This window comes from Allofrancisella frigidaquae, assembly GCF_012222825.1.
GTDB lineage: Bacteria > Pseudomonadota > Gammaproteobacteria > Francisellales > Francisellaceae > Francisella > Francisella frigidaquae.
Genome location: NZ_CP038017.1, coordinates 664,590 through 691,586, shown reverse-complemented (window position 1 = coordinate 691,586; position 26,997 = coordinate 664,590). Strand labels below are relative to the sequence as shown.

The window sequence follows — 26,997 nt, the reverse complement described above, 5'->3', positions numbered from 1 at the left end:
TTTTAATATGCCTGTTATGTCTGATAGTCTAGGTAAGGTTTTTGTAAAAGATGGAGCATTATATGGAGCTCAAACTCAAAGAGCCATAGATAACTTTAAAATTAGCAACCTACAAATGCCTAAGAATTTTATAAATGCTGTCTTATATATAAAAGAAGCTGCTGCTATAGTTAACTATAACTCAAACAAGTTATCTTTTGAAAAATCACAAGCAATACAAAAATCTACTCAAGAATTAAGAAATGGTAATTATTCTAATCAATTTCCTTTAGACGTGTTCCAAACGGGCTCAGGTACTAGTACTAATATGAATGTTAATGAAGTCATTTCTGGATTTGCAAAAGAAAAATTTGGAATAAATTTAGACCCAAATGATGATGTTAATATGAGCCAAAGTAGTAATGATGTAATTCCTACAGCTATAACTGTTTCTTCGCTTTTATTAGTCAAAAGAGACTTGATACCTAAGCTAGAAAAGCTTATCAAGGTATGTAAAACTAAAGAAAAAGAATTAAAAGGATGTGTTAAAACTGGTAGAACTCACTTAATGGATGCTATGCCTATAGATTTTTCTCAGGAAATATCAGGCTGGAGATTTCAGTTTGAAGAAAATTTACAAAGAATACAAAACTGTATTCCTAGATTTTGTAGATTAGCTCAAGGTGGAACAGCTGTTGGTACTGGAATTAACACACCAACACATTTTGCTAAAGAAATAGCAAAGGTCATTTCTGAAATTACAGGTGTTAGCTTTGAGCCTAGCCAAAACCATTTTGCTTTGATGAGTGGTCAAGAAAACAGTTTAGAACTTTCTTCATGCTTAAAAAATACTGCCTCAACGCTTATGAAAGTTTCAAATGACCTAAGGATAATGAACAGCGGTCCTTTATCCGGATTTAATGAAATAGAGCTACAAGCTCTTCAACCTGGAAGTAGCATAATGCCAGGTAAGGTAAACCCTGTAATACCAGAGGCTGTATGTATGGCTTGTGCTCAAGTTATTGGTAATGATACTTGTATTACAATTGGAGCTCAGAGCGGGCTATTTCAATTAAATGTTATGCTACCTGTTATAGCTTACAATCTACTTCAAAGTATATCTTTAATAGCAAATTCAGCAGAACACTTAGCTGAAAAAGCTATAGCTACTTTTAAAGTTAGAGAAGACAACATACAAAAAACTGTCTATAGAAATCCTATATTAGCTACAGCTCTTAATGAGCATATTGGATATAAAAAAGCCGCTGAAATAGCTAAAAAAGCTTATAAAGAAAATAAATCTATACTAGAAGTTGCTTTAGCTGAAACAGATATAAAAGAGACAGAATTAAAAGAAATATTAGACCCTAATAAGCTTATTTGTAAAAGTCTAGACTAATTCACAACTGTATAAGTACTTGTGTTTTAAATACACCGTTTAATAAGAGCCTTTCCACTTAACTGTGTAAATTCACTTACATGAATCTCTGAATTCTATGCTCAAACTCGATAGCGAAATAAGGCATAGCCTCATTCCAATATTTAACAGGCATAGACCATTTTTTAGTCAAATAATCTATAGCCAAGTACAAAGATTTGAAAACAGAGTCATCTTTAGGAAATAGCTTTTTATTCTTAATGACTTTCCTAAACTGGCTATTAAGCGATTCAATCGCATTAGTAGTGTAAATAACTTTACGAATTTTTGGAGGATATTGCAAGAATACAGTTAAATTATCCCAATTATTTATCCATGACTTTGAAATTAAAGGATATTTAGTATCATATTTATTTGCAAAGTTATCAAGCTCAGATTGAGCTATTGCAATGGTATCAGCATCATATATTTTCTTTAACTCTCTAGCTACCTCTTTCTTGTCTTTATATGGCACATACTTAAGACTATTACGAATTTGATGAACGATACAAAGCTGATGCTTTGTCTCAGGGTATATAGCTTGTATAGCATCAGACATGCCTTTTAAATTATCAGTACATGCTATAAATATATCCTGTAAGCCTCTATTCTTTAATTCAGTAAAAACACTAAGCCAATATTTAGCACCTTCATTTTGACTGATCCAAAGACCTAATACATCCTTATGACCAGTTAACGATATGCCAAGAGCCACATACACAGCTTTATTAATAATATGCTTGTCTTCTCTAACTTTAACGACTATACAGTCAAAAAACACTATTGGATAAACTGACTCTAAAGGTCTATTTTGCCATGCTTTAACATCATCAATAATAGCTTCTGTAACATCACTTATAAAGCTTGTACTTATCTTTGTATCATATAACTCAAATAACTGTTGTTGGATATCTGTAGTACTCATACCTTTAGCATACAAAGATATAATTTTTTGGTCTAAGCCGTTTATCTTGGTGACTCTTTTGGGAACTATTTGAGGTTCAAAGTCACTATCTCTATCTCGTGGAACTGATATTTCCAAATTACCTGTGTCTGTAGCTAATGTCTTGTTACTATAGCCATTCCTAGCATTTGATGAATTAGTCCTTTGGTGTTTTGAATAACCAAGATGACTATTCATTTCTGCATCTAGTGCTTTTTCTAATAATCGTTTTGTTAGTTGCTTTAGCAAACCATCTTTCTCAAACATTTGATTAATATCAACACCTGAATCTATTATTTGATCTGCAATAGCTGTGTAAATATCTTCTGACTTCTTATTCTTAGACATTGTTTCTATCCTTAATATTTCGCTAGAAATAATCTAGCAGGTTAATTAAGAATTTACACATTTATTTGGAAAGTCCCTTTAATAAAGTAGCTCGCTCAATTTTAACATTACAATCCATGGAGTGATTCCCTATGATGTTTCAAAGCGCCACTTCGAGTAAATGTAAGATTGCACACTTCACATACATATGGCCGCTCTCCTGTATGTTTTCGTTTATGTCTAATTAAAACACCTGGTCGAATAGTGTAATAATCACAGCCTTCAAAGTCACACTCATATTTCTCCCCCTGTATGTGTCCGCATATGTGTCTTTAGTTCAATTGAGGTACTAAAGCTTGTACCACAATCCTCAAAGTTACACACATATGGTCTTTCTCCTGTATGTATTCGCTTATGTTTAGTTAAATCGCCTAGTCGAGTAGCGTAATAATCACAGCTTTCAAAGTCACACTCATATTTCTTTTTTATATGCCTTTGCTTATGTCTAATTAAATCACTTGATCGAATAGTATAATAATCGCAGCCTTCAAAGTCACACTCATATTTCTCTTTTTTTGTATGTATTCGCTGATGTTTAGTTAAATCACTTGGTCGAATAGTATAATAATCACAGCCTTCAAAGTCACACTCATATTTCTCCCCTGTATGTGTCCGCATATGTATCTTTAGTTCATTTAACTTACTAAAGCTTGTACTACAATCCTCAAAGTTACATACATATGGTCTTTCTCCTGTATGTATTCGCTTATGTTGTATTAACTGCGTTGAAACCTTAAAACTTTTACCACAGCCTTCAAAGTCACACTTATATGGCCTCTCTTGTGTGTGTATTCGCTGATGCCTCTTTAGGTGCGATAAATTAATAAAAGCTTTATCACAATAATCACACTTATAGGGTCTTTCCCCCGTATGTGATAATATATGTATTTGCAAACCGCCTAATTGTTTAAAAGTTTTTTCACAACCTGGAAAAGCACATAAATAAGGTCTTTCTCCTGTATGTGCTCGCATATGAACGTTTAAAATCGATGGATAGGGAAAACTTCTACCGCAGCCTAGAAAAGTACAATCATATAGCCCGCTCGTGTGGGTTTGATTCTGCTGACTAAGGTCTATTCTGATTTCCTGTTCTAGAGTATAAGGTGATAAATCATAACCCTTCCTTTTTTGACCGACTATATTGTAAGAAGATTGCTTTGATAAGTTTTCAACAGGTGAGGTAAGTTTTTGAGGTTTGTTAATCTTTAAATTACTTTGTTGTATTTTATTCACATTGAGCACACTAACGTTATTTTCTACTAGCTGGCCTGCAAAATAATGGTCGCCAGTATAACCTAATGTGATGATATTATGACCATTACCAACCGTTTGCATATTGTTACCGCCTACATATGTTGAGACAATATTAATACTCAAGCCCGGGTAAGCCAATGAGAGTAATTGTGGTGCTAAATCGCCAGCAGAATTATTCCAATTACCCATCTGAATTAGGCTACTTCTAATATTAGCTAAGTTACCCGCATTATATCCAGAATTCCTTAAAGCTTGCTGAAAATTATAACTATCAAAAACTTGTAATAAATCATATCGCATTGCTTGGATTATTGCTTCATCACTAGCTCTATTGATAGGTAATAAATGAGCACTATTATTATCTCTTGCTGCTCTTAATACTGCTCTATAGAAACAATTTCCATCAGATTCTACATCTTTATAATTACTTATTTTATACCGCTGGTTATCAGGTGGTTTTCTTGGTGTCTTAGAAGGTGGTTCATAGTGTAAAGCTTTAATTAGTAAGTCAATTACTTCCTTGCTAAGATTTATATTAGATCGGTCTGAAAAAACTTGAGTTTGTTTAAATTTATAAAATTTATCTACTTCTGGTAAAATATCTTTACTAAATTTAAGCTTATTTTCCCCATTAAACTTACTTCTTACAATCCTGCTTATAATTATAATTTTTGATATATAATTTGTGATGCTCTTTATCTTTTTCTTAAAATATGGACTACTTCTATTAATAATGTTTTTTGATAAAAGAAAATTTATTTCTTGAGCTGTTAATAAATCCTTCCTAAGAGATCTGGCTATATCTAAAGAGTTTTGGTTATTGAGCTTTAAAGTCGTTAAATGTAATTGTTTTATAAATTTGACCAATTCACCAAAATCCTGTTTGTCCCAAAATGTTTTGAACAAATTATCAAAAATTTCCTTACCATCATTATGATTATATTCTATTTTTGTGAGACCACTTTTTGCTCTGGGGTTTTGAGAATATTTGTTTGGATTGTTAAACATAATTCCATAATATTCTAAAGCCTTATCTGTACTTTCAAGTTCAGTTTTATAATTATAGCAAAATACAGATAGAAGAACTCTAGCGTAACCATTAGCAAAAAATCCTGATTTTTTTCCTTCAAATTCTTGTTTCTCTTTATATACCGCATTACTTGAGTAAAGGTATGATATATGAACAAAATTTTGTTTAGGATATTTAGGCTTATTATTACCAGAATTACCCCAATTATAGTAACAGTGTAACCGATGATCTATCGGAGTATCATAAACCAATACTGCTAAAATTAATTTAGTTACTTTACAAACTAATAATAATGCACCTCCATCGATATCAGGTAAAAATGGCCTTAATAGATTATCTTTTGGATTATCTATTAGATTAACTAACTCTTCAGGTTGTAATTGTTGTTTACAAGCATCTACACTCAACTTAGGAATTATATACTTATTGTCTCGAAGCAGTTGGTTTTTAGCTGCTATTGCTTTAGCTTCTTTTACTACAGTTGGTTTTATTTTACCAAACTTAAGATATCCATACTCTGTATAACCAAAGGCAATTTTAAAACCTGTGCTCTCATAAACTAAAGAAACTAGCTTCTCTGACCATGGTATAACGTAAATATCTGCTGCAATTGTATTTAAAAAATCTTTAAATCCTTCAGGAACATGTAAATTATATAACATTAGTAATATCCTCCAAATCAGTTATGATGCATTCTATTGACTTATAATTAGTCTGTTTATCAGTATGACATAAAAAATATTATATTATAAATAATTTTAATATAATATAGTTTTAAATTAATTTAAACATGTAACAATTATGCTGGATTTTTTTGATAACACCACGATGATATTGACCCATTTTATTTAACAAAGTTCTTATCTACCCTAATTGATTTTCATCAGTTATAGAACTTTAATCGTATTTAGCAGAAGCTTCACATTTATTACTAAATTTGGTTCATGGTCGTGTTTACTAGTGTTATCATGTATAATTAAACTTTTATTTCCAAAAACTCATAAACACAAATTCGACAAGGAAAACTATGGAACAAATAGTTGTATGTGCAATGTATAAGTTTGTCACTCTTGAAAATTACAAACAAATGCAGAAACCTATTTTAGATGTGATGGTAAAAAATAATGTCAAGGGAACTCTTTTATTAGCTAATGAAGGAATAAATGGTACTGTAGCAGGAACACGCGAAGGAGTAACTGCTCTACTTGATTACTTAAAAACTGATAAACGCTTAGAAGATATCGACTATAAAGAGTCTTATCATGATAAGATGCCATTTTATCGCTCTAAAGTAAAACTCAAGAAAGAAATTGTAACTTTAGGAGTAAACGATATAGACCCTAATAAAGTCTGTGGAAAACACGTAAAACCTAAAGATTGGAATAAATTAATTTCTGATCCAGATGTAATGTTAGTGGATACTCGTAATGAATACGAAATTGAAATAGGAACTTTTAAAAATGCGATAAATCCTCATACGGATAATTTTAGAGAATTCCCAGAATATGTTGATAAAAGTTTAGATCCTAAAAAACACAAAAAAGTAGCTATGTTTTGCACCGGAGGTATTCGTTGCGAAAAATCTACGGCTCTTATGAAAGCCAAAGGTTTTGAAGAGGTTTACCATCTACAAGGTGGTATTCTAAAATATTTAGAAGAAGTACCTCAAGAAGAATCTCTATGGCAAGGTGAATGTTTTGTTTTTGACTCAAGAGTTGCAGTAAATCACAATCTTGAAAAAGGTAGTTATGACCAATGCTATGCTTGTCGCATGCCTATAACAGAAGAAGATAAAAAAAGGTCTGAGTATGAAAAAGGCATAAGCTGTCACTACTGTTATAATAAATTAACTGAAAAACAAAAATTACGCTTTATAGAGCGTCAAAAACAATCTCAGCTAGCAGCAGAACATGGTTTTTCTCATGTGGGAGACGAGGCTAAAAAATTAGCAGAATTAAATAAAGATAAAAAACTAAAAGCAAAAGAGAAGGCTCGTCAGCAAAGTAAATAAATTTATAGCTAGTAGCTACTAGCTCCTATTTTTTACCTAAATCTCTAAGTTTAGAGCCAGAAACTAAGTTACTTTCTATTTTTTCTAAGCTAATTCCTTTTGTCTCTGGTACAAAAAACTTAAGAAATACAATAGAAAGTAAACAAAAACCAGCATATACGATAAATAATAATGGTTTACCCCATTCACCTGCACTCATTATTACATTTGAATTACTTACAACTACATACACAAAAGTCCAGTTTATAATAGTTGTTACTGTTAGACCCACTTCACGAACTCTCTGTGGAAAAATCTCAGAACATAAAGTCCAAGCAACAGGTCCCCAAGAACATGCAAAGCCAAATATATAAACCAAACAAAAAACTAGTAATACATATTTTGGAGCATTAGAAGTAGTATGGCTTATATCAATTAGATAAAAACTATATGCTGCTATCAATAAAGAGATCATCATAATTATAGCTCCTACTGTTAATAACTTTTTTCTACCCCATTTTTCTACCCATTTTATAGCTGGGAAAGTAGATAAGAAATTAACAAAGAAAACCATTAATCCTGCTAATATAATATTTAAACCAGCACCTTCTAAAAACTTAGGTGCATAATAAATCATCATGTTTATACCAACAAGTTGCTGGAACATCTGGATCATAACACCCACAAACAAAATTTTCCAAAAATATTTCTTAGTAATAGCTTCTGCTATCGAAACTTTTTTCTCCCCGAGTTTTTGCTTGATTTCACTAATTTCTAGCTCAACCTCATCTTTTTTTCTGGTTTTAGCTAAAATAACTCTTGCCTCTTCTTCTCTATTTTTCAACATCAACCATCTAGGGCTTTTTGGTAAAAAGAAACAACCGACAAGCATTAAAAATGCAAACAGTGTTATTACACTAAACATTAGAGTAAGAGAGATTTTCGTATGACCTACAAACTCTACTATAATCACGTTTGTAAGGCATATTAAAAATATCCCAAAAGTGATCATAAGTTGAAATAACGTAGACATTGCTCCTCTTACTTTTGTTGGAGCTGTCTCAGCTAGGTAAAGGGGTGTTGCAAAAGAAGCTAGTCCCACACCAAAACCTAAAGTAAATCTACAGGCTGTTAGAATTTCGATAGGTGGCAATAAAGAAGAAACAAGAGCCCCTATCAGAAAAGAAAAACCAGCAACTAGTAAAGTATTTTTCCTTCCTAAATAACGAGTAAAAAAACCACTGCATAGAGTTCCAGCTATCCCACCAAAAGCTAAAATAGCATTAAAATTACCCTCTTGTATACTCCCATCTGCAATACCATATATATGATTAAGAGTTTTGCCAGCATTAGCAATAAACCCCTGATCTAAACCAAATAGCAAACCACCAAGAGCTGCTACTATGCATATAAAAATAACGATTTTTCTGAATTCTTTTTGACTTTCCATTAGTTAAAGCATTTTTAATACACTGTTACTATAAAATAGATTATTTAGTAAACTAATGCAATTACAATTTACACCTAACTTAGAATAAACTCATATAAATAATAGAAAGTACAAAACTGCTCTGGGTCCCCAGATATTTAAGTAAAATATATTAAACAAGTTTAAAATACATTTACCTTTTTTATGATACAATTTAATTGGTTATTGCAATACGTATGATTTTAAAATAAGATGCAAAAACTTATTATTTGGGAAAAATATGTTTACTTGTCAAATTTGTCAAAAATCTTTTACAGATAAAAATCAATTTCGTATTCATACGAAAATTAAACATGGAACAAATTTTTTTTTTTGAGGATGATGAATTAGAAAGTATTAAATTATATTCTGGAATTTTGTACCAAGAAATTAACAACTATATAAGAGGTATTAAAGAATTTCTTGATTTTCATATTAACGACGAGAAAAAATTAAAATTATATAATAGTATAAGAGCTTTAACTCTAAAGGAGTTGCCTAAGCCAATTAGAGTATATAGAGGGGTCGATTTTAATTACCCAACCAACTTAAAAAAAATCAATTTAAAGGGATTTTCTAGTACAAGTTTAGAGAAAGATATTGCTTTGAGGTTTGTAAAAGGGTTAAATCCAACTTTATTAATTATAAATAGAGTTGTACAAGGAATTGATATGAGCCTTGACTATAGGCTTAATAATGTTGAAAAAGAAGTGATTTTACCAGATGATACTGAAATATTAATTACTTTTGATAAATATGAAACTCAATATAGAGTAATTGAAGGAACTTTTATTAAAAAACTTAATTTATTTCCTACTTTTAATACAAATATGTACCCCAAAAAACCAATTTTAAAAGATGTACCAGTATTAAAAAAAAGACGATCTTTTTTTGATTCTCACTGTGACAGTGACGACTCTTACTTTGATACTACCGAACCTATAGAAAAAAAGAAAAGTAAACTATTTAGCGACTTTGATGATAGATTAGCAGATCTTGAAGATTTTATAGATAAAATATAGCAGTTAATTAAGAATTTACACATTTATATGGAAGGAGCAATTTTTATATAAAAAGCTACCCAAACATATTTTTTAATGCTGAAATGTTTTGCTTTGAATTCTTTTTGCGAGTTTCTGGACATTCTTTTTCACTACCAACCCAATATAAATCTGTCTCTGGTAGCTCTTCTATAAACCTACTTGGAACAGTGACTATTTTTTCACCAAATTTTTTACGATGTTTTGTAAGTGTTATCGTTAAATTTTCTTTTGCTCTAGTTATAGCTACATAAGCTAGGCGTCTTTCATCTTCTATAGATTCTTCTTCTATACTTTGCTGGTGAGGTAATATACCCTCTTCCATTCCCATTATATAGACTTTTTTAAATTCTAAACCTTTTGAAGCATGCATCGTTATAATCTGAACTTGATCACCGTTTTTTTCTTCATTATCTCTATCTAAAATGTCTATAAGCAACATCTTATTCAAAACCAAAGATAAAGAATCAAGCCCATTATACGCTTCATCCTCTAACTGATTAACTATCCATCTTATAACTTCTAATACATTAGCGTACCTAAATTCAGCTTGTTTTTCTGATGAGCTTGAGTCTATTAACCACTGTCTATACGAAATTTTTTCAACAAATTCTCCTAAAATCTTTTTAAGCTCTACTGTAGAAATACTAGCTACAATCTCTTGTTGAGTAAAAATTATTAAATCTTTAAATTTGTTAAGATTTGCTTTAGCATACTCACGCAATTCTACTTTATCTAGGTTATAGAGAGTATGAAAAAAACTACAATGATAAAAGCTAGCATACTCACCAAGTTTATGAATAGTTGCGCTACCTACTTCTCTTTTTGGAGTATTAATAACACGTAAAAACGCTCTGTCATCATCAGGGTTTACAATAAGACGTAGATAAGAAACAATATCTTTAATTTCAGATTTTGAAAAAAATGAAGTACCTCCACTTATAGCGTACGGAATTTTATGCATTTGCATATACCTTTCTAATACAAAAGCTTGATAGTTACTACGAATTAATATCGCATAATCAGAATTTTTTGAATTTGTTTTTATTCTATCAAAAAAAATATCACTAGCGATGAATTGTGACTCATCTTCATCATTTAGCAAACTTATAACTTTAACCTGATCACCATATCCTTTAGCTGACCAAAGTTTCTTTTCAAAAATATGGCTATTATTTTCTATAAGTTTGTTTGCGACATTTAAAATTCTACCTGTAGAACGATAGTTTTGTTCTAGTTTTATAACTTTTAAATCAGGAAAATCCTCTTGTAAATGGCGTAAATTTTCTGGTCGTGAACCTCGCCAGGCATATATAGACTGATCATCATCACCTACTACTGTAAATTTATTTTTACCTTGCGTGAGATACTTTAATAGTTGGTATTGTGATTCATTAGTATCTTGATATTCATCTATTAGTATATATCTAAATTTATCTGACCATAGTTTTTGTATATGTAGATTAGTTCTAAAAAGCTGAATTGGTTGAAATATTAAATCATCAAAATCAAATGAGTTATATGACTTTAAATATTTTTGATACTCTTGGTAGATAAACATTGCTTGCTGCTCTAGTTCATCTTTAGGCTCAACTTGCTCTGGCATTAAAAGCGCTGATTTCCAAAATGAAATTTTAGATTGTATTGCTCCAGCATTTTGCTTTGGTAGTTGATACTCTTCATATGCTATATCGTAAATAAGAGCTAAAGAATCAGCGCTATCAAAAAGTGTAAAGCTTTTTTTATACCCTAGATCAACATAATGTTTCTTTAAAACTGATAAACCTAATGAGTGAAAAGTAGTTATCATCAAGCCTTTAGATACATCTTTATCAAGTCTAGCTCTGACTCTTTCTTGCATTTCTTTGGCTGCTTTGTTGGTAAAGGTAACAGCTAAGATACTTTTAGCAGGATATAATAACTGCTCTATAAGGTAAGAAATTTTCTCAATAATAACGCTAGTTTTACCACTGCCAGCACCGGCTAATACTAATAAAGGTGATCCTATATACTTTACAGCCTGTTGCTGTTGGGAGTTAAGATTATCTAGCATTTTATGATTTTATGGCCATCTTCTAGCTGGTATTCTGACTCTGTAGATTCTTTATGGAAAACTACTAACATATAACACCGGTTATCTAAAAAGATTTTATTTACTACGTTTGCTAATGGTTTACTGTTTTGATCTTTCAAATCTAGTTCTTGAATATCAAAACTAGATTTTACAACTGCCAATTCTTTTTTCAACTTAGCTTTATAGTGCATTCTAGCTATAACTTCTTGCCCCATATAGCAACCTTTCTTGTAGGATACTACATTTTCTAAACTATCTAACTCTAGTTCTGCTGGAAGAAATTTTTCAGTATTTTTTGCATCAATAATAGCTAGTTTATTTAGGATATTTTGTTTTTGGGCTGCTTCAAAACTGATATCAGACTCTAAACTACCTGTAGGTAAAATATCGTGCTTTAAAAATCCATTATCAGTAAGAAATAAAGCATATTGACCATTTATAGAAAAGCTAACTTTAGAAAACATACCATACTTTTTAAGCCAAGATTGCAGTATTTCTAAAACACCATCTTCTACAGAAAGCAAGAATTTATCATCAGCTATATATTTGATAAAACTTAACGAAATTATTCTACCCTTGAGGTTTGCAAACGCTGTAAGCAAAAGGTTGTTATTTGATGATAATAGATTTAAATCAGCAGTTGCAAGACCTTGGAGAAACTTTTTAGTATCTACACCTTGCACTTCTAATATTTTAAAATTTTGGTATTGATAAACACTCATAAATATATGTAACCTTTATTAGTCTAGATTTAACAATTTTCTTAACCGTAGCTAATCAATTAATAATTTATCACAATGAATAATGTTTAAAATATCAATAATATGTCACCACGCTCGTGAAGACAGGCTTCGCTTTGTGTGACATATTAGTTTTATGGTAAATTAGCTATAACAAATTTTATATATTTAAGATAAACATGTAAAGCTTAGTTAAACCAATTAACAAAGCATATTTTAAATGATTTCAGATAATAATTTTTATGCTTTTAAACGTCTAATTCGATAGTTAGCTATTATTATAGAAGAAATAATCACCAGCATACCTATCATCTGTACAATGGTAATTTTTTCATTAAGGAATAATACTGCTAAAATTAAAGTAAATATAGGCATCAATGCAGTTAACATCCCTGTAGTTGGTGCTTGAAGATATTCACTCCCCTTACTCCAACATAAATAAAAAAGTCCTGATGCAACACCTAAAATCAATAGCATAACCCAATCAAACATACTTAACTTTTCAATAAACCCAAAATCCACCCAGAGCAACATCGGTAGTACAAAGATTGCATTTATGACATTAATAATAATCGAGCCTATTAATGGATTAATAGGAATTTTCATAACTTTAATCAATACATAATAGCCAGCCTCTGGTAACATAGCAATAAGAATAAGTAAGTTACCCAACCAGCTTATACTATTAACGCTAGTACTATCGTGAGAATACTGTAAATTAACCATGATTAAACCTATAATTGCCGTTAGAACACATATCCACTGTTTCAATGTTATAGATATTTTTAGTAGTAACCACATAGCTAAAATCACCATTGCAGGCAAAGTACTTGTGATAATGCCTGCCATAGTTGCAGAAGTATAATGAATCCCTGAAAGCATTAACAAATTAAATAATGCTCCACCACATAAACCTTGAGCAACTAATACCCACCATGCTTTTCGAGGCATTGACTTAAGAGCCAAGACTTGTGTGGTTTTACCACTAATGATTAAAATTATTAGAAGTGACATAGCACCGATAATGAAACGCATCTCTAGCAAAAAAATCAAAGGAACATGTTCTACTAAATATTTTGATCCAGTGATATTTATGCCCGTAACAAACTGAGCTACTAAAATACAACATAAACCAAATATAACCAATGCTCTGGAGTCTTGTTTCATGTCAATAACCTGAAAATTTTAAGCTCAAAATAAACTTTAATTATGACAGACAAAAGCTATAAAACGCAATTGAATTTTTTCATTAAGATCTAGCTTTACTTAGTATCAGGTCGAATAAATTTTCTAATAAATGTATTAACTATACTTATCCATAATGGACTAAATAGCAATGATAATGAAACCAAAGTTATACTCATTTGATATGTAGTATTATCTAAGATATTTAGCACATATCCCATTGTTATAAGTACAAAACTAAACTCTCCTATTTGTGAGAGCATCGCCCCACCCATTAGAGCTTCTTCCACTCGCTGACGCAATGCTCTAAATATAAGTGTATTGATAATAGTATTAATTACAAAAATTAATATTAGAAAAATAATAAACACAGATAAATTATTAAATACCAATTTTAAATTAATAAGCATACCTATGGAAATAAAAAATAAAGCCATGAAGATAGTTTTTACTGTAGCTAGGCTATTACCGACCCACTCTGTTTCTTCTACTGTAGCTACAATCATTCCTCCTACAAAAGCCCCCAAAGCTGAAGAAAGACCTAACTCACCTGTTAAAGATGCCATCCCAAAACATATTATCAATGCAGCAAAAACTTTCATTTCATCATCTTTCCCAAGTGCGGGTATAAAAGGCAATTTGATACTTTTCTTAATAGCCATAATAGCTGCGATAATAATAACCAGAGTACCACCTACAATCTGTAAAACAATCTGACTATAAGATGGGGCCTCACCTCCTAAAAAACCTATAATGATAAGCATAGGAACAACCGCTAAATCTTGTACAAGTAGCACTCCTAATACATTTTGGCCTAACCGAGTCCTCATACTACCACTGTCATGTAATAATTTTAGAACTACAGCTGTACTGCTTAAACTTACAACAGATCCAAAAAGCACTATCTTGGCTAAAGACCATTCTAAAGCTATTCCAACTAATGAAACTAGCAGGGTTGTTATAGTAATTTGTAACATAGTCCCGATAACTGGAACTTGCCAGTTTTCAGCAAACTTACGTGGTGAAATCTCCATACCTGCAAAAAATAATAATAAAATTACTCCTATTTCTCCTAATCTAGCAAGATTATGATTATCTTCTATAAGGTTTATGCCATATGGACCTAACAGTATTCCTGTTAGTAAATACGCTACAACATATGGTTGTTTAAGCTTTTTTATAATCATCGTAAGTACTAGTATTCCTAGCATTACAAATACAAATAATGAAATTAAAGGTTCTGTATGCATCTTATATATCTTTTAAAATTGTGTCTTTATATTAACCATTGTCCTACAGTTTTTACACTTGCTACCCTATTTATATTATTAATAGATGCTACATGCGCGGCTTCACTATAAGTTGTACACGCATCCTCTAAAACAGTTACATTATAATCTCTATCATGAGCTTCTCGAGCGGTTAGCTCTACAGCCATATCCGTTGATACTCCCATAATTATAATATCTTTAAAATCATTTGCTTTTAAAACACATTCTAAATCCGTGTTATAAAAAGCACTTATTCGGTGTTTAATTACGATATGATCATTAGCTTTAACATCTATTTGATCATAAATTTTTGTTCCCCATTTCCCTAGCTCTAAAGCATTAAATTTTTTAGCGTTACTAAAAATTGGTGAGTTTTCTGGACACTCTATATAATTAGCTGAAAATCCAACCTTCACATGTATAACTTGAATATCATTTGCACGTGCCTTGCTTATAGCCAAATTTGCATTTTCAATGACGTCATTTTTGACTAAGTTAGGTATAAACTTAGCTGCTAGCTTTCCTTCTGGATGTACAATTTCATTAATAAAATCAATTGAGAGTAAAACTTTTTTTACCATTTTACAACCTAACCTATACTTATAGTTAAATAACTTACTTAGCTATATTATACAAAACCATTGTTTGTTAAACCAACAAAAGCTACTTCTAATGATAATAAATTAGATTATTCCCCTATATCTTCATTCCAAAGACTAGGACTATCTTTGATAAACTTCTGCATTATCTCAATACATTGGGCATCATTTACAACTGTAACGTTTATATCATTGGCTTTTAAAAGTTCTTCTTGCCCCACAAAATTAATGTTTTCACCAATCACTACATTTTTAATACCATAAAGTAATATAGCTCCTGTACACATCGCACACGGTGACAAAGTAGTATATAGAGTAGCCTTTTGGTAATCAGCTGCTTTTAACCTACCAGCCTTTTCTAAACAATCCATTTCTGCGTGGAGTATAGGGCTACCTTTTTGGATTCTTTGATTATGTCCAGCTCCAACAATTTTATTATCAATCACTAATACCGCACCTATTGGTATACCGCCCTCTGTTAGTCCTTTTTTAGCTTGTTCTAAGGCTTGCTGTAAATATTTATCCATTTCTTAGTAAAACTTTAGGTTATTTATATAAAGCTTATAATACTCTAATATAATCGAACAGCTTTATTTTTACTTTGTCAGTAAAATACTCTGTAAAGGGGCTATTGCAGCTAACAATTACCTCCAGCTGTATTATTGAAATTATAAAAGATTTATGTAATTTTATAAATTATTCAGCTTTTTTTATCATAAAATGTTTAATTACAAGAGCCCTAATTGGACTAAACCATGATACACACCATCATGGTAATTCGCTTTTGTTATTAAAGTTGCCTTTTCTTTTAACTGCTTAGAGGCATTTTCCATTGCTATAGCAACATCAACCCTATCAAACATTTCTAAATCATTATTGCCATCACCAAAAGCATAAGTTTCATAATCTTGTAAGTTAAGATATTCAACCATTTTATCTATACCATCAGCTTTAGTATGACCTGCCAAATAACAATCAACATAACCATGTTCAATGTGCGGTGCTGTAACATAATCATCACCTAAGGTGTGTTGTAACGCTACAACATCAACATCCCTACCTAACACTAGAGCATTATAAATTGTTACATTTTGTAAGTTATGAGCTTTTATAATCTTATCTTTATTAACAATCACTTTATTATAAAAATATTTCAAGTCTTCTGATTCTAGATCATCTACGTAAGCAAAGTCACCTTCAAAAAGCCAATTATGATTATGCTTTTCGCAAAATTTAAGCACAGAAGTTATAGCTTCTTGAGGAAAAAGCTTTTCATAGACTAATTTATCACCAACTCGTATTACAGAACCATTTGCAGTAATATAGCCATCCATTGGTAAATCATACACTCTAGGTGGAACAAAATTTGGTGTCCTTCCTGTAGCTATAAAAGTTTTAAAACCTTGAGCTCTAAGCTTTTTAATAGCTTGAATATTTTTATCAGAAACAAAAAGTTGGCCTTTATTTTCGTAGACCAACGTACCATCAATATCAAAAAAGAACGCTTTTTTCATTTTTCTCCTTAGTAAATAAACATCGCGTCGCCATAACTATAGAAACGATATTTTTTATCTATAGCATGTTTATACGCATTTATTATATTTTCTTTTCCTGCAAACGCACTTACTAACATTATTAAAGTAGATTTTGGTAAATGAAAATTAGTAATCATTGCATCAACTATATTAAATTTTTTGCCAGGATATAAAAATATATCTGTCTCACCTTGATAAGCTTGTATTTCACCACTTTGCCCTGCTGATTCTAAAGAACGCACAGAGGTTGTACCTATTGCTATCACTCTACCACCATTAGCTTTTGTTTGACGGATCTTTTGGCAAACATCTTCTGGTACCGATATAACTTCTGAATGCATTTTATGACTCTCTACATCATCAACCTGTACAGGTTTAAAAGTACCAGAACCAACATGTAAAGTTATATAAGCTGTACCAACTTCTTTATCTTTTATCTGTTGCATTAATTCTTCTGAAAAATGCAAACCTGCTGTTGGTGCTGCCACTGAACCTAAATCTTTTGCATAAACTGTTTGGTAACGCTCAGCATCAAATTCTTCATCTTCTCGCTTCATATACGGAGGTAGTGGAATATGCCCAAACTCTTGCATTAACTGGTAAATATTCTTTTTATCTTGTAACTCAAGAAGATATATACCATCATCTTTATTCAAAACTTTAGCCAATGTGTCTTGAACATAAATTTCACTACCTATAACTGGTGAGCGATTTGCTTTGATATGAGTTTCAAAAACTTTTGGTGTTTTGATTTTTTCTACTAAGAATTCAAGCTTTGCACCTGTGGTTTTTTTACCATAAAGGCGAGCTAACATTACTTTACTATTATTAAAAACTAGTAAATCGTTTGGATTTATAAAATCGATAAAATCTTTAAATTTATAATCTTTGATATTGCCAGTCTCTTTACTTAACTTTAAAAGTCTACTTTCATCACGCTTATCCAATGGATAACTAGCTATTAGTTCCTCTGGTAATTTATAATCAAAATCATCTGTTTTCATTTTTATCTCTTTTTATAAAACTTATATTTGTAAAACTCCCCTCTTAAGAGGAGTATCTTGCTAAGCAAAGGGAGTAGAGTATAGTAACTACTAACTACAAAGCTTGTTTTACAATAATTCTTTTTATAAAACTATTTTTATCAACAAACTTTAGTCCAAATCTACGTATTTTTTTAATATACTTATTATCACTACCAAATACCTCTTTAAAAGTTTTCATTAAAGTAATCATTTTAGTATTATCAAGTTTTCTATCACGTTGATATTTGTCTAAAGTTGATTCAGCCCCCAATAATCTACCTTTTGCAAAACTCTCACTTAGAACATTAGTCAAAGAAATAACATCTTTAAAGCCAAGATTTACACCCTGTCCAGCAAGTGGATGAATACTATGAGCAGCGTCCCCTACCAATACAACTTTATCTTGAATATAACTTTTGGCATGGCGTTGCAGCAATTCAAAGCCAAACCTTTTTGTTAGTAATTTAGTATCACCCAATATGTTTCCAATCGCTAAAGCTAAAGCTTTTTCAAAGACTTGCTCTTTCAAACCCATTAAATAATTAGCGTAATCTGTCTTAACTGACCAAACAATTGAAGCTTTATTTTTATTCTCCAAAGGTAAAAAAGCTAATACACCTTTATCATAAAACCTTTGGTATGCTGTTTGGTTATGGTCCTTTTCGAGCTCTAAGGTAGCTACTATAGATATGTGATCATATGGTTTGACCTTTGTTTCAAAATTAAAATAATCTCGAATAAATGAGTTAGCTCCATCAGCTCCAACCACCAGACTTGTTTCTATAGTTTTATTTTCCAAAATGATTTTAGCTATATTTTGGCATCTTTGAACTTCTTTGATTTTTTGATTATCAAATATTTCAATACCAGTTTGGCTAATTTTTTCCAATAAAGCTGTTGTTATAACATCGTTCTCTACTATATATCCTAAACTATGTTCTGATATTTCCTCTGCTGTAATAGTAATTTTTTCATCAAAATTATCATCCCATACCTGCATTTGATAATATGGTGAAACCTTGTAAGATCTAATAATATTCCACACATCTAGTTCTTTTAAAAATCTTTTTGAGGTATGGTTTATAGCACTAACTCTAGTTTCTATTCTGTTTTGATCTAGTACTTTACTACTAATGCTTTTAGCCTCTACTATCGCTACTTGCAAACCTTTTTTATGTAGAGCTAAGGCTAAACTTAGCCCTACCATACCAGCACCTACAATCACAATATCTTTTTGCAACATCATCACTCAACAACCTTTCTCATAAGAGTTGAACCCTTGCTAAGTTTACCCATCATTACACGAGATAGAGCTTTTTTAGCTAATTTACTACGCTGTAGTAAATGTAATCCAATATTTCTACTTACAACTAACTTTGGATCATTTGACACAAACCAGCGAATAAATCCATGCGTTATATAAATAGTTCTATCGTGATCTGGTTTTCTCACATTAGCAAATTCTGCTAACTTTTGATTTAAAGTTTGTTCTGAAAAATTATTATTCAGCAAATCATATAAAAACCCGATATCACGAATACTTAAATTTAAACCCTGACCTGATACTGGATGTAAAAAGTGTAAAGCATTCCCAAAAAATAGAATATTTTGTTTATATACTTCTTCAGATTGCACAAGGTATAGTGGGAATATAGCAGGCTTAGAAACCAGTTTTAGTTGCCCTAATCTATAACCAAACCTATCTTGGATAAGCTTTTCAAATTCTTTAGCATCAAGGTTTAATTTTGATTTTGACTGACTTCTATCTACTGTCCAAACACAGCCCATAGTATTATCAGTTTTTGGCAAAACAGCTAATACTCCATCACTCATAAATCTTTCAAAAGCTGTGTTTTTGTGCTCAAGTTCAGTTTGGATATCAAAAACTACAGCATCTTGCTTATAATCAGTAGTTTTAGCCGCAACATCTAACATCTTACGTATACTTGAATTTGCACCGTCACAAGCAATTATAAGTTTAGCTTGGATTATCTCCTGATGAGAACTAGTTTTATGTTTAACTATTAAGGAATAGTTTTGATCTTGTTTTCCTAAGTCTTCAATATTTGTGGCAAAAGATTTTGTAATATTAGGGTTATTAGCAACGGCTTCTAAAGCTACTCTAAGTAATTCTTGCATTGGAGCAATAGTACCTAAGAATGGTAAATTTTCATCTTTTGCAAATATTTCTGCTCTACCATATTTACCTTTATCTGAAATGTGTACTTTTTGAATAGGCTGTGTACTACTTGTAATTTTATCCCATATTTCTAAGGTATTTAAAAATGCTATTGACGAATATGAGAGAGCTAAACTTCTATTATCATTTTTTACTTCTAGTTCATCTTTTTCTATGTGGATAATGTTAAGCTTCGCCTTAGCTAGAGTCAAAGATGTTAGTAAACCAACAACACCTCCTCCTACTATTGCTATATCATATTTACTAGCCATAAAATTTCTAAACCTTTTCACTATCTATTAGAAGCACAGCTACACGTGTGTATTCTAATAATTCCAAAAAATCACTTTCGCTAGTATCATTATCTTCTAAACTACTATAATCCATATATGATATTTGCATAAGGTCATAAATAGCCTCTTTTACTTCTTTACTTTCAGCGTTTTCATAATCTAATCCAAATAAGCCCACTCCTGATAAAAAGCCCTTAATCCAATGGCTAAGGCCTTCAGCACGGTAGCTAAGAGACTCTTCGTCTCCTGGAATAAATAAATCAAAACTTAAGCCTTTTTCATCAAACTGATTTTTTGTAAAATCATATAGTTCTTTCATGGTTTGTAGGGCTGATGCTGCTATGATATCTCCTTCTTCAAGTGACTTAGTCATCAGTGAGTCAGACCAAGCTGTAAATTTGACTTCTGCACCAAAGCTAAATAAAGCGCATAATAATCCATGAGCTTCTGAAGCAGTTGGCAAAGCTTGCATAACTTTCAAAGCTTCATTTATATCTTCAAAATTAGGTTTTTTATTTTTTTGCATAAAAGAATATTTATCATTTTATATTTATTGCCAAATATTCTACTTCATATGGCAGCTTAGTTATAGATGTTTTTTGAAAATGTAGATATAGTTAAGTTAAACAATTTGTATAAAAATTGTTGTTATAACTTAATGAAAGAAATTTTACTATATAGATTAGGACTTGAACTAGTCTAATTAATAAAAACATAGGAGCTGATTTTTGAATTACATAAAGTCCTTTATCGTCGCTGGTATAGTAGTTACATTTTTAACAAGTTGTACACCGCCGCAATCATATGATAAGAACTTATGGTATAGATATCACAATAAATCTTCTTCAAGTTCTAAATTACACTCTAAGCTTATAGAAATGAATGAAAAAACAGGTAGTAATTTTAATTGGACACATTATGACGTTAGAAATAAATAAGGTAAATAATATAAATCTGTTGCAAGCTGGAATTTTAGATAGATTAAACACAGCCCATTCTTTAAAAATAAGTAGTATGCCACATTGTGGAAACTTTACCTACAACAACTTCTCTTTCTGGTATATTGATTAAAAAATGTAAGCCTGTACGGTCCTCAATATCTTTTATAGAAGTCCTATAATTAGCGACTTTTTTCTTCTCAACTCTAGAATTTGGCATTACAAAAGCTATAGCTTTATTTTTAGTAGGTACATATATTATCTTAAAAAAATAATCAGGTACTGCTATCTTATTATCACCTATCGTTTTATGAATTTTTTGTTTTTTGTATATTGGACCAACATAAACATAAATACTATCATACATATTTGCCCAAATACGCTCATCTGTTTCTAAAGCTTCCCACCCTTGTCTATTTAAGCCAGCTTTTTGTGGAGAAATATTAGAAAGTAAAAATGACTGTTCTGCTGATTTTTCACTAAAATCAGTAGAAGCATATGAGGCAAGATGTCCTCTATCATAACCAGATTTCTTATAATCACTTAATTGAGCCCTATAAACAAAAGGCACGTCAGTGTCTTCACGAAAATTATCATCTCGTTTTTGCTTATTGGCAACCTTTGCTTTAGTAAGCTTAAAAGCAACCCAACTAGCTTGCTTAGTTTGATAATTATAACCAACCACATAGCCATCTCTACATAGATACAAATTAGCCTGACCTAGTCCATCAGTAACATCAAAGCTAGGGTTACCAAACTCCAGAAAACCATGACAGTAATCAGTAACAGCTGGTAAAGTTCTTTGTGGAGCATATTGTTTTAAATTATCAAACTGGTTTGCTTGTTGCTTCTTAGCTTCTTCACTTTCAGAAAAAAATCTTGCTATAATATTTTTATTATCTTCTGAAGTATAGTGTTTGATTGGCTCTCTAGTAAAATAATCATAGATAGCATATCTAAAGTTTATAAGTTTCTCTTTAAAATTATACTTATCAAAATAAGCTCCTGAAAAACCTGCGATTACAGTAATGCCAAGGTAGAGGAATATTTTAATATGTTTTTTATCCATATTTTTTTATTTGATATGTCTTGTTTTGAGTAATAAGAAATCTCTTACATCTTTTTCTTCAATTAATGGCAAAACTTCTTTTCTAATCCTACTATAATAGTTATTTATAGTTTTCTTCTCTGTGTACGTCAGCATATACGTTTCTATTAACTTATATTCATAAGGTATTAAAGTTAAATCCTCGAAACAATAAAATGGTCCGTGACCTGTAGGAGATTCTTGGTTACGTTGTTTAACATAACATAAATTTTCTATCCTAATACCAAACTCACCTGGAAAATATGCTCCTGGTTCATTACTTAGTATCATCCCAGGCATTAACTCTACTTTAGAACTTGAATTAATGCGTTGGGGACCTTCATGAACCCCTAAGAAACTACCTACACCATGGCCTGTGCCGTGACTATAATCAGCACAAAAATGCCACAAATGTTCGCGTGCTAAAACGTCTAATTGAGACCCTGTAGTCCCTTTTGGAAATACAGCTCTACCTAAAGCTAAATGTCCTTTTAACACTAAAGTGTAATATCTTCTATGCTCTTTAGTTGGCCTACCAAAATGTAGTACTCTAGTTATATCTGTAGTACCCTCATTATATTGTCCTCCAGAATCGCATAGTAAAGGCACTTGATCATCAAGTGTTTTTAACTGCGAGTTATTTTTAGGCTTGTAATGTATAATAGCACCATTAGCGCCATGCCCTACAATATATGGAAAACTATCTTCAACATAGCCTTTTTGCTGTGCTCTATATTCAGCTAGTTTGGCAACAGCTTGTAGCTCATTGATCCCTTGATAATTATTCTCTAGCCAATACCACCACTTTATAAATGCCGCTGCGTCTTTCCTATGAGCGTCTTTAGCGCCATTTATTTCTACGGAGTTTTTTATAGCTTTACTTAATACAATAGGTGATCTATCCACTAGTATTGAACTTTTAGAATTTTTCTCTATTGCTTGTTTTATAGCATAGCTAGCACTAGTAGCATCTAATAGATACTTAGCTTCATAAGTAGCCAAATCCTCAAAAAATTGTGTGTACTCTTTAACTATAACATTATTACTTGTTAAATAAGCCTTTATCTGCTCATCCAATTTAGAATTATCTATATAAAAGTAAACTTCTTCTAAAGTCATAACTAAGTAACTAATAGCTACTGGAGTATGTTCAATATCTCTACCACGAATATTAAGAGCCCACATGATTTCATCTAAACTAGAAACAACTAAAGCGTTTTGAGATTTTTCTTTTAACTCTTTACGGATAGTGTTTAGCTTTGATTCAACAGATTGACCGGCGTATTGGATTTGCTGTTCAAATACTCTTGCAGTTGGTACAGCTACTACTTGATTTAATTCCTGCTGAGCTCTTGCAACCAAATTCTCATCATCAAAAATTATCTTTCCACCAGATTTTGTAGCAATATCTAATAAATTTGAAACTCTAGTTATACCTATTTTTTTAGGATCTATAGCTAAAGTTTTATCAGCAAAACTTTTAGCTAACCATTTTTCAATTTCAGATTCAAAACTAGCTTGCTTTAATAAAGTAAAATCACTCTTTGCTAACTGATATTCAGCTTGAGAAAAATATCTACCATCAGTAGATAAGTATGCATGATCTAAAGTTACTAAAACATCCCCTGCAGATCCATCAAAGCCACTAATCCAACTACGATACTGCCAACACTCAGGTACATATTCATTATTATGATCGTCTATCGAAGGCACCAGATAAAAGTCATAGCCTCTTTCATTCATTAACTTTCTTAAAACTTGTAATTTTTGTGACATAAATATCCTTTTATACTTATTTACTCAAACCATATAAAACTAGCTTGTCTGCCTGTAACCCCTTCTTTACGATAGGAATAGAATCTTTTATTACTAAATGTACATAAACCTGAATCAACTACATCAAAACAATGATTACTATTTAAAATCTGCTTAGCAATAAACTTAATATCAAAAAAATATTTATTTTCTCCTTTTGGTTTAAAAGCTTGAATAAACGTTTCGTCTTGCTTGATAAAACTATCATATACGTCTTGGCCAACTTCATAATACGGTTGTGTTATACAAGGGCCAAACCATGCAACAAGGTCCAAACCTATAAATTCTTTTAAGCTAACTTCTAATACTCCATGAGCCAAGCCTTTCCAACCAGCATGTACTGCAGCTACTTTTGTCATTCTTTTGTCAAAAAGTAAAATAGGAAGGCAATCTGCTGTCAATACAGTACAAACTTGATTTGGTTTATCTGTATAGATGGCATCACAGAACTCTCCATCATACTCCTCGAAACTTTTTATAATATTTGTATGATTTTGTCTAAGCCACTTAACATTGGCGTTTACACACGATTTAAATAAATTACGATTTTTTTCAACTGCTAGAGGATTATCTCCAACACTATCAGATAGATTAAACTTAGCAAACTTTCCTTTACTAAAGCCTTGAGTATTATTTGTATAGCCAAACTTAAGCTTTGGGAATGGCGTTTTAATAAAAACTACTGACATCTCTCTACCTACTCACTTTTTTATAATTATTTCTAACATAATTCTCGACTATCTCTATAAATTCGTTAGAGATGTTATCACCTCTTAATGTATGAGACTTTTTACCGTCTATAAATACAGGTGCTACTGGTGATTCTCCACTACCAGGTAAACTGATACCAATATCAGCATTTTTAGACTCACCAGGGCCATTTACCACACAGCCCATAACAGCAACCTTCATGTTTTCAACACCTTTATACTCTTCTTTCCATTGGTGCATCTTTTCATCAAGATATTCTTTGACTTGGCTAGTTAGCTCCCTAAAAAATGAGCTTGTTGTTCTACCACACCCTGGACAAGATGTTACACTTGGAGTGAATGTTCTTAAACCAAGATTTTGCAGTATCTCACGGCAAACTCTAACTTCCTCTGTGCGCGGAGCATTTGGGGCTGGTGTTAATGATACTCGTATAGTATTACCAATACCTTGTTGTAAAAGTATACCTAAACTAATAGCACTAGCAACTATACCCTTTGTGCCCATACCAGCTTCTGTAAGCCCAAGGTGTAAAGCGTAATCGCATTCTTTAGCTAATTTTTGGTAAACAGCTATCAAGTCTTGAACCTCACTAACCTTACATGAGATTATTATTTTATCTTTTGCTAAACCTAAATCTTGAGCATATTTAGCACTTTCTAAAGCTGATGTTATAAGAGCTTTATGCATTATCTCTTTTAAGTCTAATGGATTTGCAGAGGAATTATTTTCATCTATTAATCTTGCCAGTAAACTTTGATCTAAACTTCCCCAATTAACTCCTATACGTACAGGTTTATCGTTTGCTATAGCTATTTTTATAATTTCAGCAAACTGAGTATCTTTTTTCTTCCCAAAGCCAACATTACCTGGATTAATTCTATATTTGGCTAATGCTTTTGCGCATTCTGGATATTTACTTAAAAGAGTATGGCCATTATAGTGGAAGTCCCCTACCAAAGGTACATGACAATCGTGTTTTGCGAGCTCTTTTACAATTACAGGAACTGCCTTAGCAGCTTCTTCGTCATTAACAGTAATCCTTACAATTTCACTACCAGCTCTATGCAATGCTAAAATTTGTTTTACCGTTTTATCTATATCAGCCGTGTAAGTATCCGTCATAGACTGCACTACTATAGGGTTATTACCACCGATTAAAATATCACCAACTTTTACAATACTTGTTTTATACATACGAAAACCCAAAAATTATGCTTTTACATTTTAAATACTATTTCAGAACATATACAATGTAAGATTATATCACTATAAACTTTATTTTTCAGACCTATGCACTTTAAAGAGCTAGAAAAATTCCTAAATGATTATTTTGAGATTAATGCTTATAAAGACTATGCTCCTAATGGCTTGCAAATACAAGGCAGCAAAAATATTAAGAAAGTTATAACTGGAGTAACAGCTTGCCAAGCTTTAATTGATGAAGCTATTTATGAAAATGCTGATGCTATAATAGTGCATCATGGTTACTTTTGGAAAGGTGAAGATTATCCTATTACTGGAATAAAATATCAACGCATAGCAAAACTTATAAAAAATGGTATACATCTATTTGCTTACCATTTACCCCTAGATGGTCATAGGGAAATTGGCAATAATGTACTACTAGCCCAAAAATTAAATCTGGAAAACATTTCTTTTTTTGATACTGGAGTGAAGCCTGATATTTCAGTAATAGCTGATTGTAATTTAGATTTAGCTAGTTTTAGCAAACTTATAGCAAAAATTTTAGGTAGAGAACCTTTAGTCATCAACACTAAGAGCTCAAACAAAAAAGTAGCTATATGTACTGGTGGTGCTCAAGATTTCATAGAATATGCTTATAACGCTGGAGCAACTACCTTTATATCAGGTGAAATATCAGAACGTACACCCCATATTGCTAGAGAACTAGGCATAAACTATATCGCAGCTGGTCACCATGCAACTGAAAAAGAAGGTGTAAAAGCCATTGCAAATCTTCTTGAAGAAAGGCTTAACTTAGAAGCTAAGTTTGTAGATATTAATAATCCTGCTTAA

At 31.4% G+C, this 26,997-nt stretch carries 23 protein-coding genes; 5 read left to right on the top strand and 18 right to left on the bottom strand.

What is annotated here, in order from left to right; translation table 11 throughout:
* Positions 1 to 7 precede the first annotated feature (7 nt).
* Positions 8 to 1,378: a class II fumarate hydratase gene (locus tag E3E15_RS03240; RefSeq protein WP_172106570.1), complete on the top strand. Its 1,371-nt coding sequence runs from the start codon at positions 8 to 10 to the stop codon at positions 1,376 to 1,378.
* 76 nt (positions 1,379 to 1,454) lie between these two features.
* Here the strand turns inward: E3E15_RS03240 and E3E15_RS03235 are convergent, their stop codons facing one another.
* Together E3E15_RS03235 and E3E15_RS03220 are read right to left on the bottom strand one after the other, a co-directional pair.
* Complete coding sequence (locus E3E15_RS03235) at positions 1,455 to 2,687, bottom strand: IS256 family transposase (protein WP_172106156.1); 1,233 nt, start codon at positions 2,685 to 2,687, stop codon at positions 1,455 to 1,457.
* A 273-nt stretch (positions 2,688 to 2,960) separates the two neighbouring features.
* Positions 2,961 to 5,672: a C2H2-type zinc finger protein gene (locus E3E15_RS03220; protein WP_172106569.1), complete on the bottom strand. Its 2,712-nt coding sequence runs from the start codon at positions 5,670 to 5,672 to the stop codon at positions 2,961 to 2,963.
* Positions 5,673 to 6,037: 365 nt separating this feature from the next.
* Between E3E15_RS03220 and trhO the strand changes: the two genes are divergently transcribed.
* A complete protein-coding gene (gene trhO, locus E3E15_RS03215; protein WP_172106568.1) occupies positions 6,038 to 7,021 on the top strand; it encodes an oxygen-dependent tRNA uridine(34) hydroxylase TrhO in 984 nt (327 codons plus the stop codon).
* Positions 7,022 to 7,046: 25 nt separating this feature from the next.
* Here trhO and E3E15_RS03210 read toward each other — a convergent pair whose 3' ends face one another.
* Positions 7,047 to 8,450 carry a sugar porter family MFS transporter gene (locus E3E15_RS03210; RefSeq protein WP_172106567.1) on the bottom strand — a complete coding sequence of 468 codons (1,404 nt, stop codon included), beginning with the start codon at positions 8,448 to 8,450 and terminating at the stop codon, positions 7,047 to 7,049.
* Positions 8,451 to 8,782: 332 nt separating this feature from the next.
* On the opposite strand from E3E15_RS03210, the gene E3E15_RS03200 reads away from it, so the two are divergent.
* Positions 8,783 to 9,490, top strand: coding sequence for an ADP-ribosyltransferase (locus E3E15_RS03200; protein WP_172106565.1), 708 nt, complete (start codon positions 8,783 to 8,785; stop codon positions 9,488 to 9,490).
* Positions 9,491 to 9,545: 55 nt separating this feature from the next.
* Here E3E15_RS03200 and E3E15_RS03195 read toward each other — a convergent pair whose 3' ends face one another.
* The 11 genes from E3E15_RS03195 to E3E15_RS03145 form a co-directional block, all read right to left on the bottom strand.
* Complete coding sequence (locus E3E15_RS03195) at positions 9,546 to 11,561, bottom strand: UvrD-helicase domain-containing protein (protein WP_172106564.1); 2,016 nt, start codon at positions 11,559 to 11,561, stop codon at positions 9,546 to 9,548.
* On the bottom strand, positions 11,555 to 12,304 hold the full coding sequence (gene ygfZ / locus E3E15_RS03190) for a CAF17-like 4Fe-4S cluster assembly/insertion protein YgfZ (RefSeq protein ID WP_172106563.1): 750 nt from the start codon (positions 12,302 to 12,304) through the stop codon (positions 11,555 to 11,557). Before ygfZ ends, E3E15_RS03195 begins: the two co-directional genes overlap by 7 nt.
* Positions 12,305 to 12,562: 258 nt before the next feature.
* Positions 12,563 to 13,489 (bottom strand): DMT family transporter, encoded by a 927-nt coding sequence (locus tag E3E15_RS03185; protein ID WP_172106562.1) that lies wholly within the window; start codon positions 13,487 to 13,489, stop codon positions 12,563 to 12,565.
* A gap of 95 nt (positions 13,490 to 13,584) precedes the next feature.
* Positions 13,585 to 14,757, bottom strand: coding sequence for a cation:proton antiporter (locus E3E15_RS03180; RefSeq protein ID WP_172106561.1), 1,173 nt, complete (start codon positions 14,755 to 14,757; stop codon positions 13,585 to 13,587).
* Between the two features lie 26 nt (positions 14,758 to 14,783).
* Complete coding sequence (locus E3E15_RS03175) at positions 14,784 to 15,359, bottom strand: cysteine hydrolase family protein (RefSeq protein ID WP_172106560.1); 576 nt, start codon at positions 15,357 to 15,359, stop codon at positions 14,784 to 14,786.
* Positions 15,360 to 15,466: 107 nt separating this feature from the next.
* A complete protein-coding gene (locus E3E15_RS03170; RefSeq protein ID WP_172106559.1) occupies positions 15,467 to 15,904 on the bottom strand; it encodes a nucleoside deaminase in 438 nt (145 codons plus the stop codon).
* A gap of 201 nt (positions 15,905 to 16,105) precedes the next feature.
* Positions 16,106 to 16,891 carry a Cof-type HAD-IIB family hydrolase gene (locus tag E3E15_RS03165; RefSeq protein ID WP_035718807.1) on the bottom strand — a complete coding sequence of 262 codons (786 nt, stop codon included), beginning with the start codon at positions 16,889 to 16,891 and terminating at the stop codon, positions 16,106 to 16,108.
* Positions 16,892 to 16,899: 8 nt separating this feature from the next.
* Complete coding sequence (queA, locus tag E3E15_RS03160) at positions 16,900 to 17,916, bottom strand: tRNA preQ1(34) S-adenosylmethionine ribosyltransferase-isomerase QueA (RefSeq protein WP_172106558.1); 1,017 nt, start codon at positions 17,914 to 17,916, stop codon at positions 16,900 to 16,902.
* A gap of 94 nt (positions 17,917 to 18,010) precedes the next feature.
* Positions 18,011 to 19,183 (bottom strand): UbiH/UbiF/VisC/COQ6 family ubiquinone biosynthesis hydroxylase, encoded by a 1,173-nt coding sequence (locus tag E3E15_RS03155; protein WP_172106557.1) that lies wholly within the window; start codon positions 19,181 to 19,183, stop codon positions 18,011 to 18,013.
* Positions 19,183 to 20,388, bottom strand: a complete 1,206-nt coding sequence (locus tag E3E15_RS03150) for an FAD-dependent monooxygenase (RefSeq protein WP_172106556.1) — start codon at positions 20,386 to 20,388, stop codon at positions 19,183 to 19,185. The genes E3E15_RS03155 and E3E15_RS03150 overlap by 1 nt, the downstream gene beginning before the upstream one ends.
* Positions 20,389 to 20,395: 7 nt before the next feature.
* Positions 20,396 to 20,935 (bottom strand): UPF0149 family protein, encoded by a 540-nt coding sequence (locus tag E3E15_RS03145; protein WP_172106555.1) that lies wholly within the window; start codon positions 20,933 to 20,935, stop codon positions 20,396 to 20,398.
* Positions 20,936 to 21,137: 202 nt separating this feature from the next.
* On the opposite strand from E3E15_RS03145, the gene E3E15_RS03140 reads away from it, so the two are divergent.
* Complete coding sequence (locus tag E3E15_RS03140) at positions 21,138 to 21,347, top strand: hypothetical protein (protein ID WP_155960860.1); 210 nt, start codon at positions 21,138 to 21,140, stop codon at positions 21,345 to 21,347.
* A gap of 61 nt (positions 21,348 to 21,408) precedes the next feature.
* Here the strand turns inward: E3E15_RS03140 and E3E15_RS03135 are convergent, their stop codons facing one another.
* The 4 genes from E3E15_RS03135 to ispG are packed head-to-tail and all read right to left on the bottom strand — an operon-like array spanning position 21,409 to position 26,154.
* Positions 21,409 to 22,416: a DNA/RNA non-specific endonuclease gene (locus E3E15_RS03135; protein WP_172106554.1), complete on the bottom strand. Its 1,008-nt coding sequence runs from the start codon at positions 22,414 to 22,416 to the stop codon at positions 21,409 to 21,411.
* A 6-nt stretch (positions 22,417 to 22,422) separates the two neighbouring features.
* Positions 22,423 to 24,210, bottom strand: a complete 1,788-nt coding sequence (locus E3E15_RS03130; RefSeq protein WP_172106553.1) for an aminopeptidase P family protein — start codon at positions 24,208 to 24,210, stop codon at positions 22,423 to 22,425.
* Positions 24,211 to 24,230: 20 nt separating this feature from the next.
* Complete coding sequence (gene pgeF / locus E3E15_RS03125) at positions 24,231 to 24,938, bottom strand: peptidoglycan editing factor PgeF (protein ID WP_035718794.1); 708 nt, start codon at positions 24,936 to 24,938, stop codon at positions 24,231 to 24,233.
* 4 nt (positions 24,939 to 24,942) lie between these two features.
* Positions 24,943 to 26,154: a flavodoxin-dependent (E)-4-hydroxy-3-methylbut-2-enyl-diphosphate synthase gene (ispG, locus tag E3E15_RS03120; protein WP_035718793.1), complete on the bottom strand. Its 1,212-nt coding sequence runs from the start codon at positions 26,152 to 26,154 to the stop codon at positions 24,943 to 24,945.
* A gap of 96 nt (positions 26,155 to 26,250) precedes the next feature.
* Here ispG and E3E15_RS03115 point away from each other — a divergent pair, with 96 nt between their 5' ends.
* Positions 26,251 to 26,997, top strand: coding sequence for a Nif3-like dinuclear metal center hexameric protein (locus tag E3E15_RS03115; RefSeq protein WP_035718791.1), 747 nt, complete (start codon positions 26,251 to 26,253; stop codon positions 26,995 to 26,997).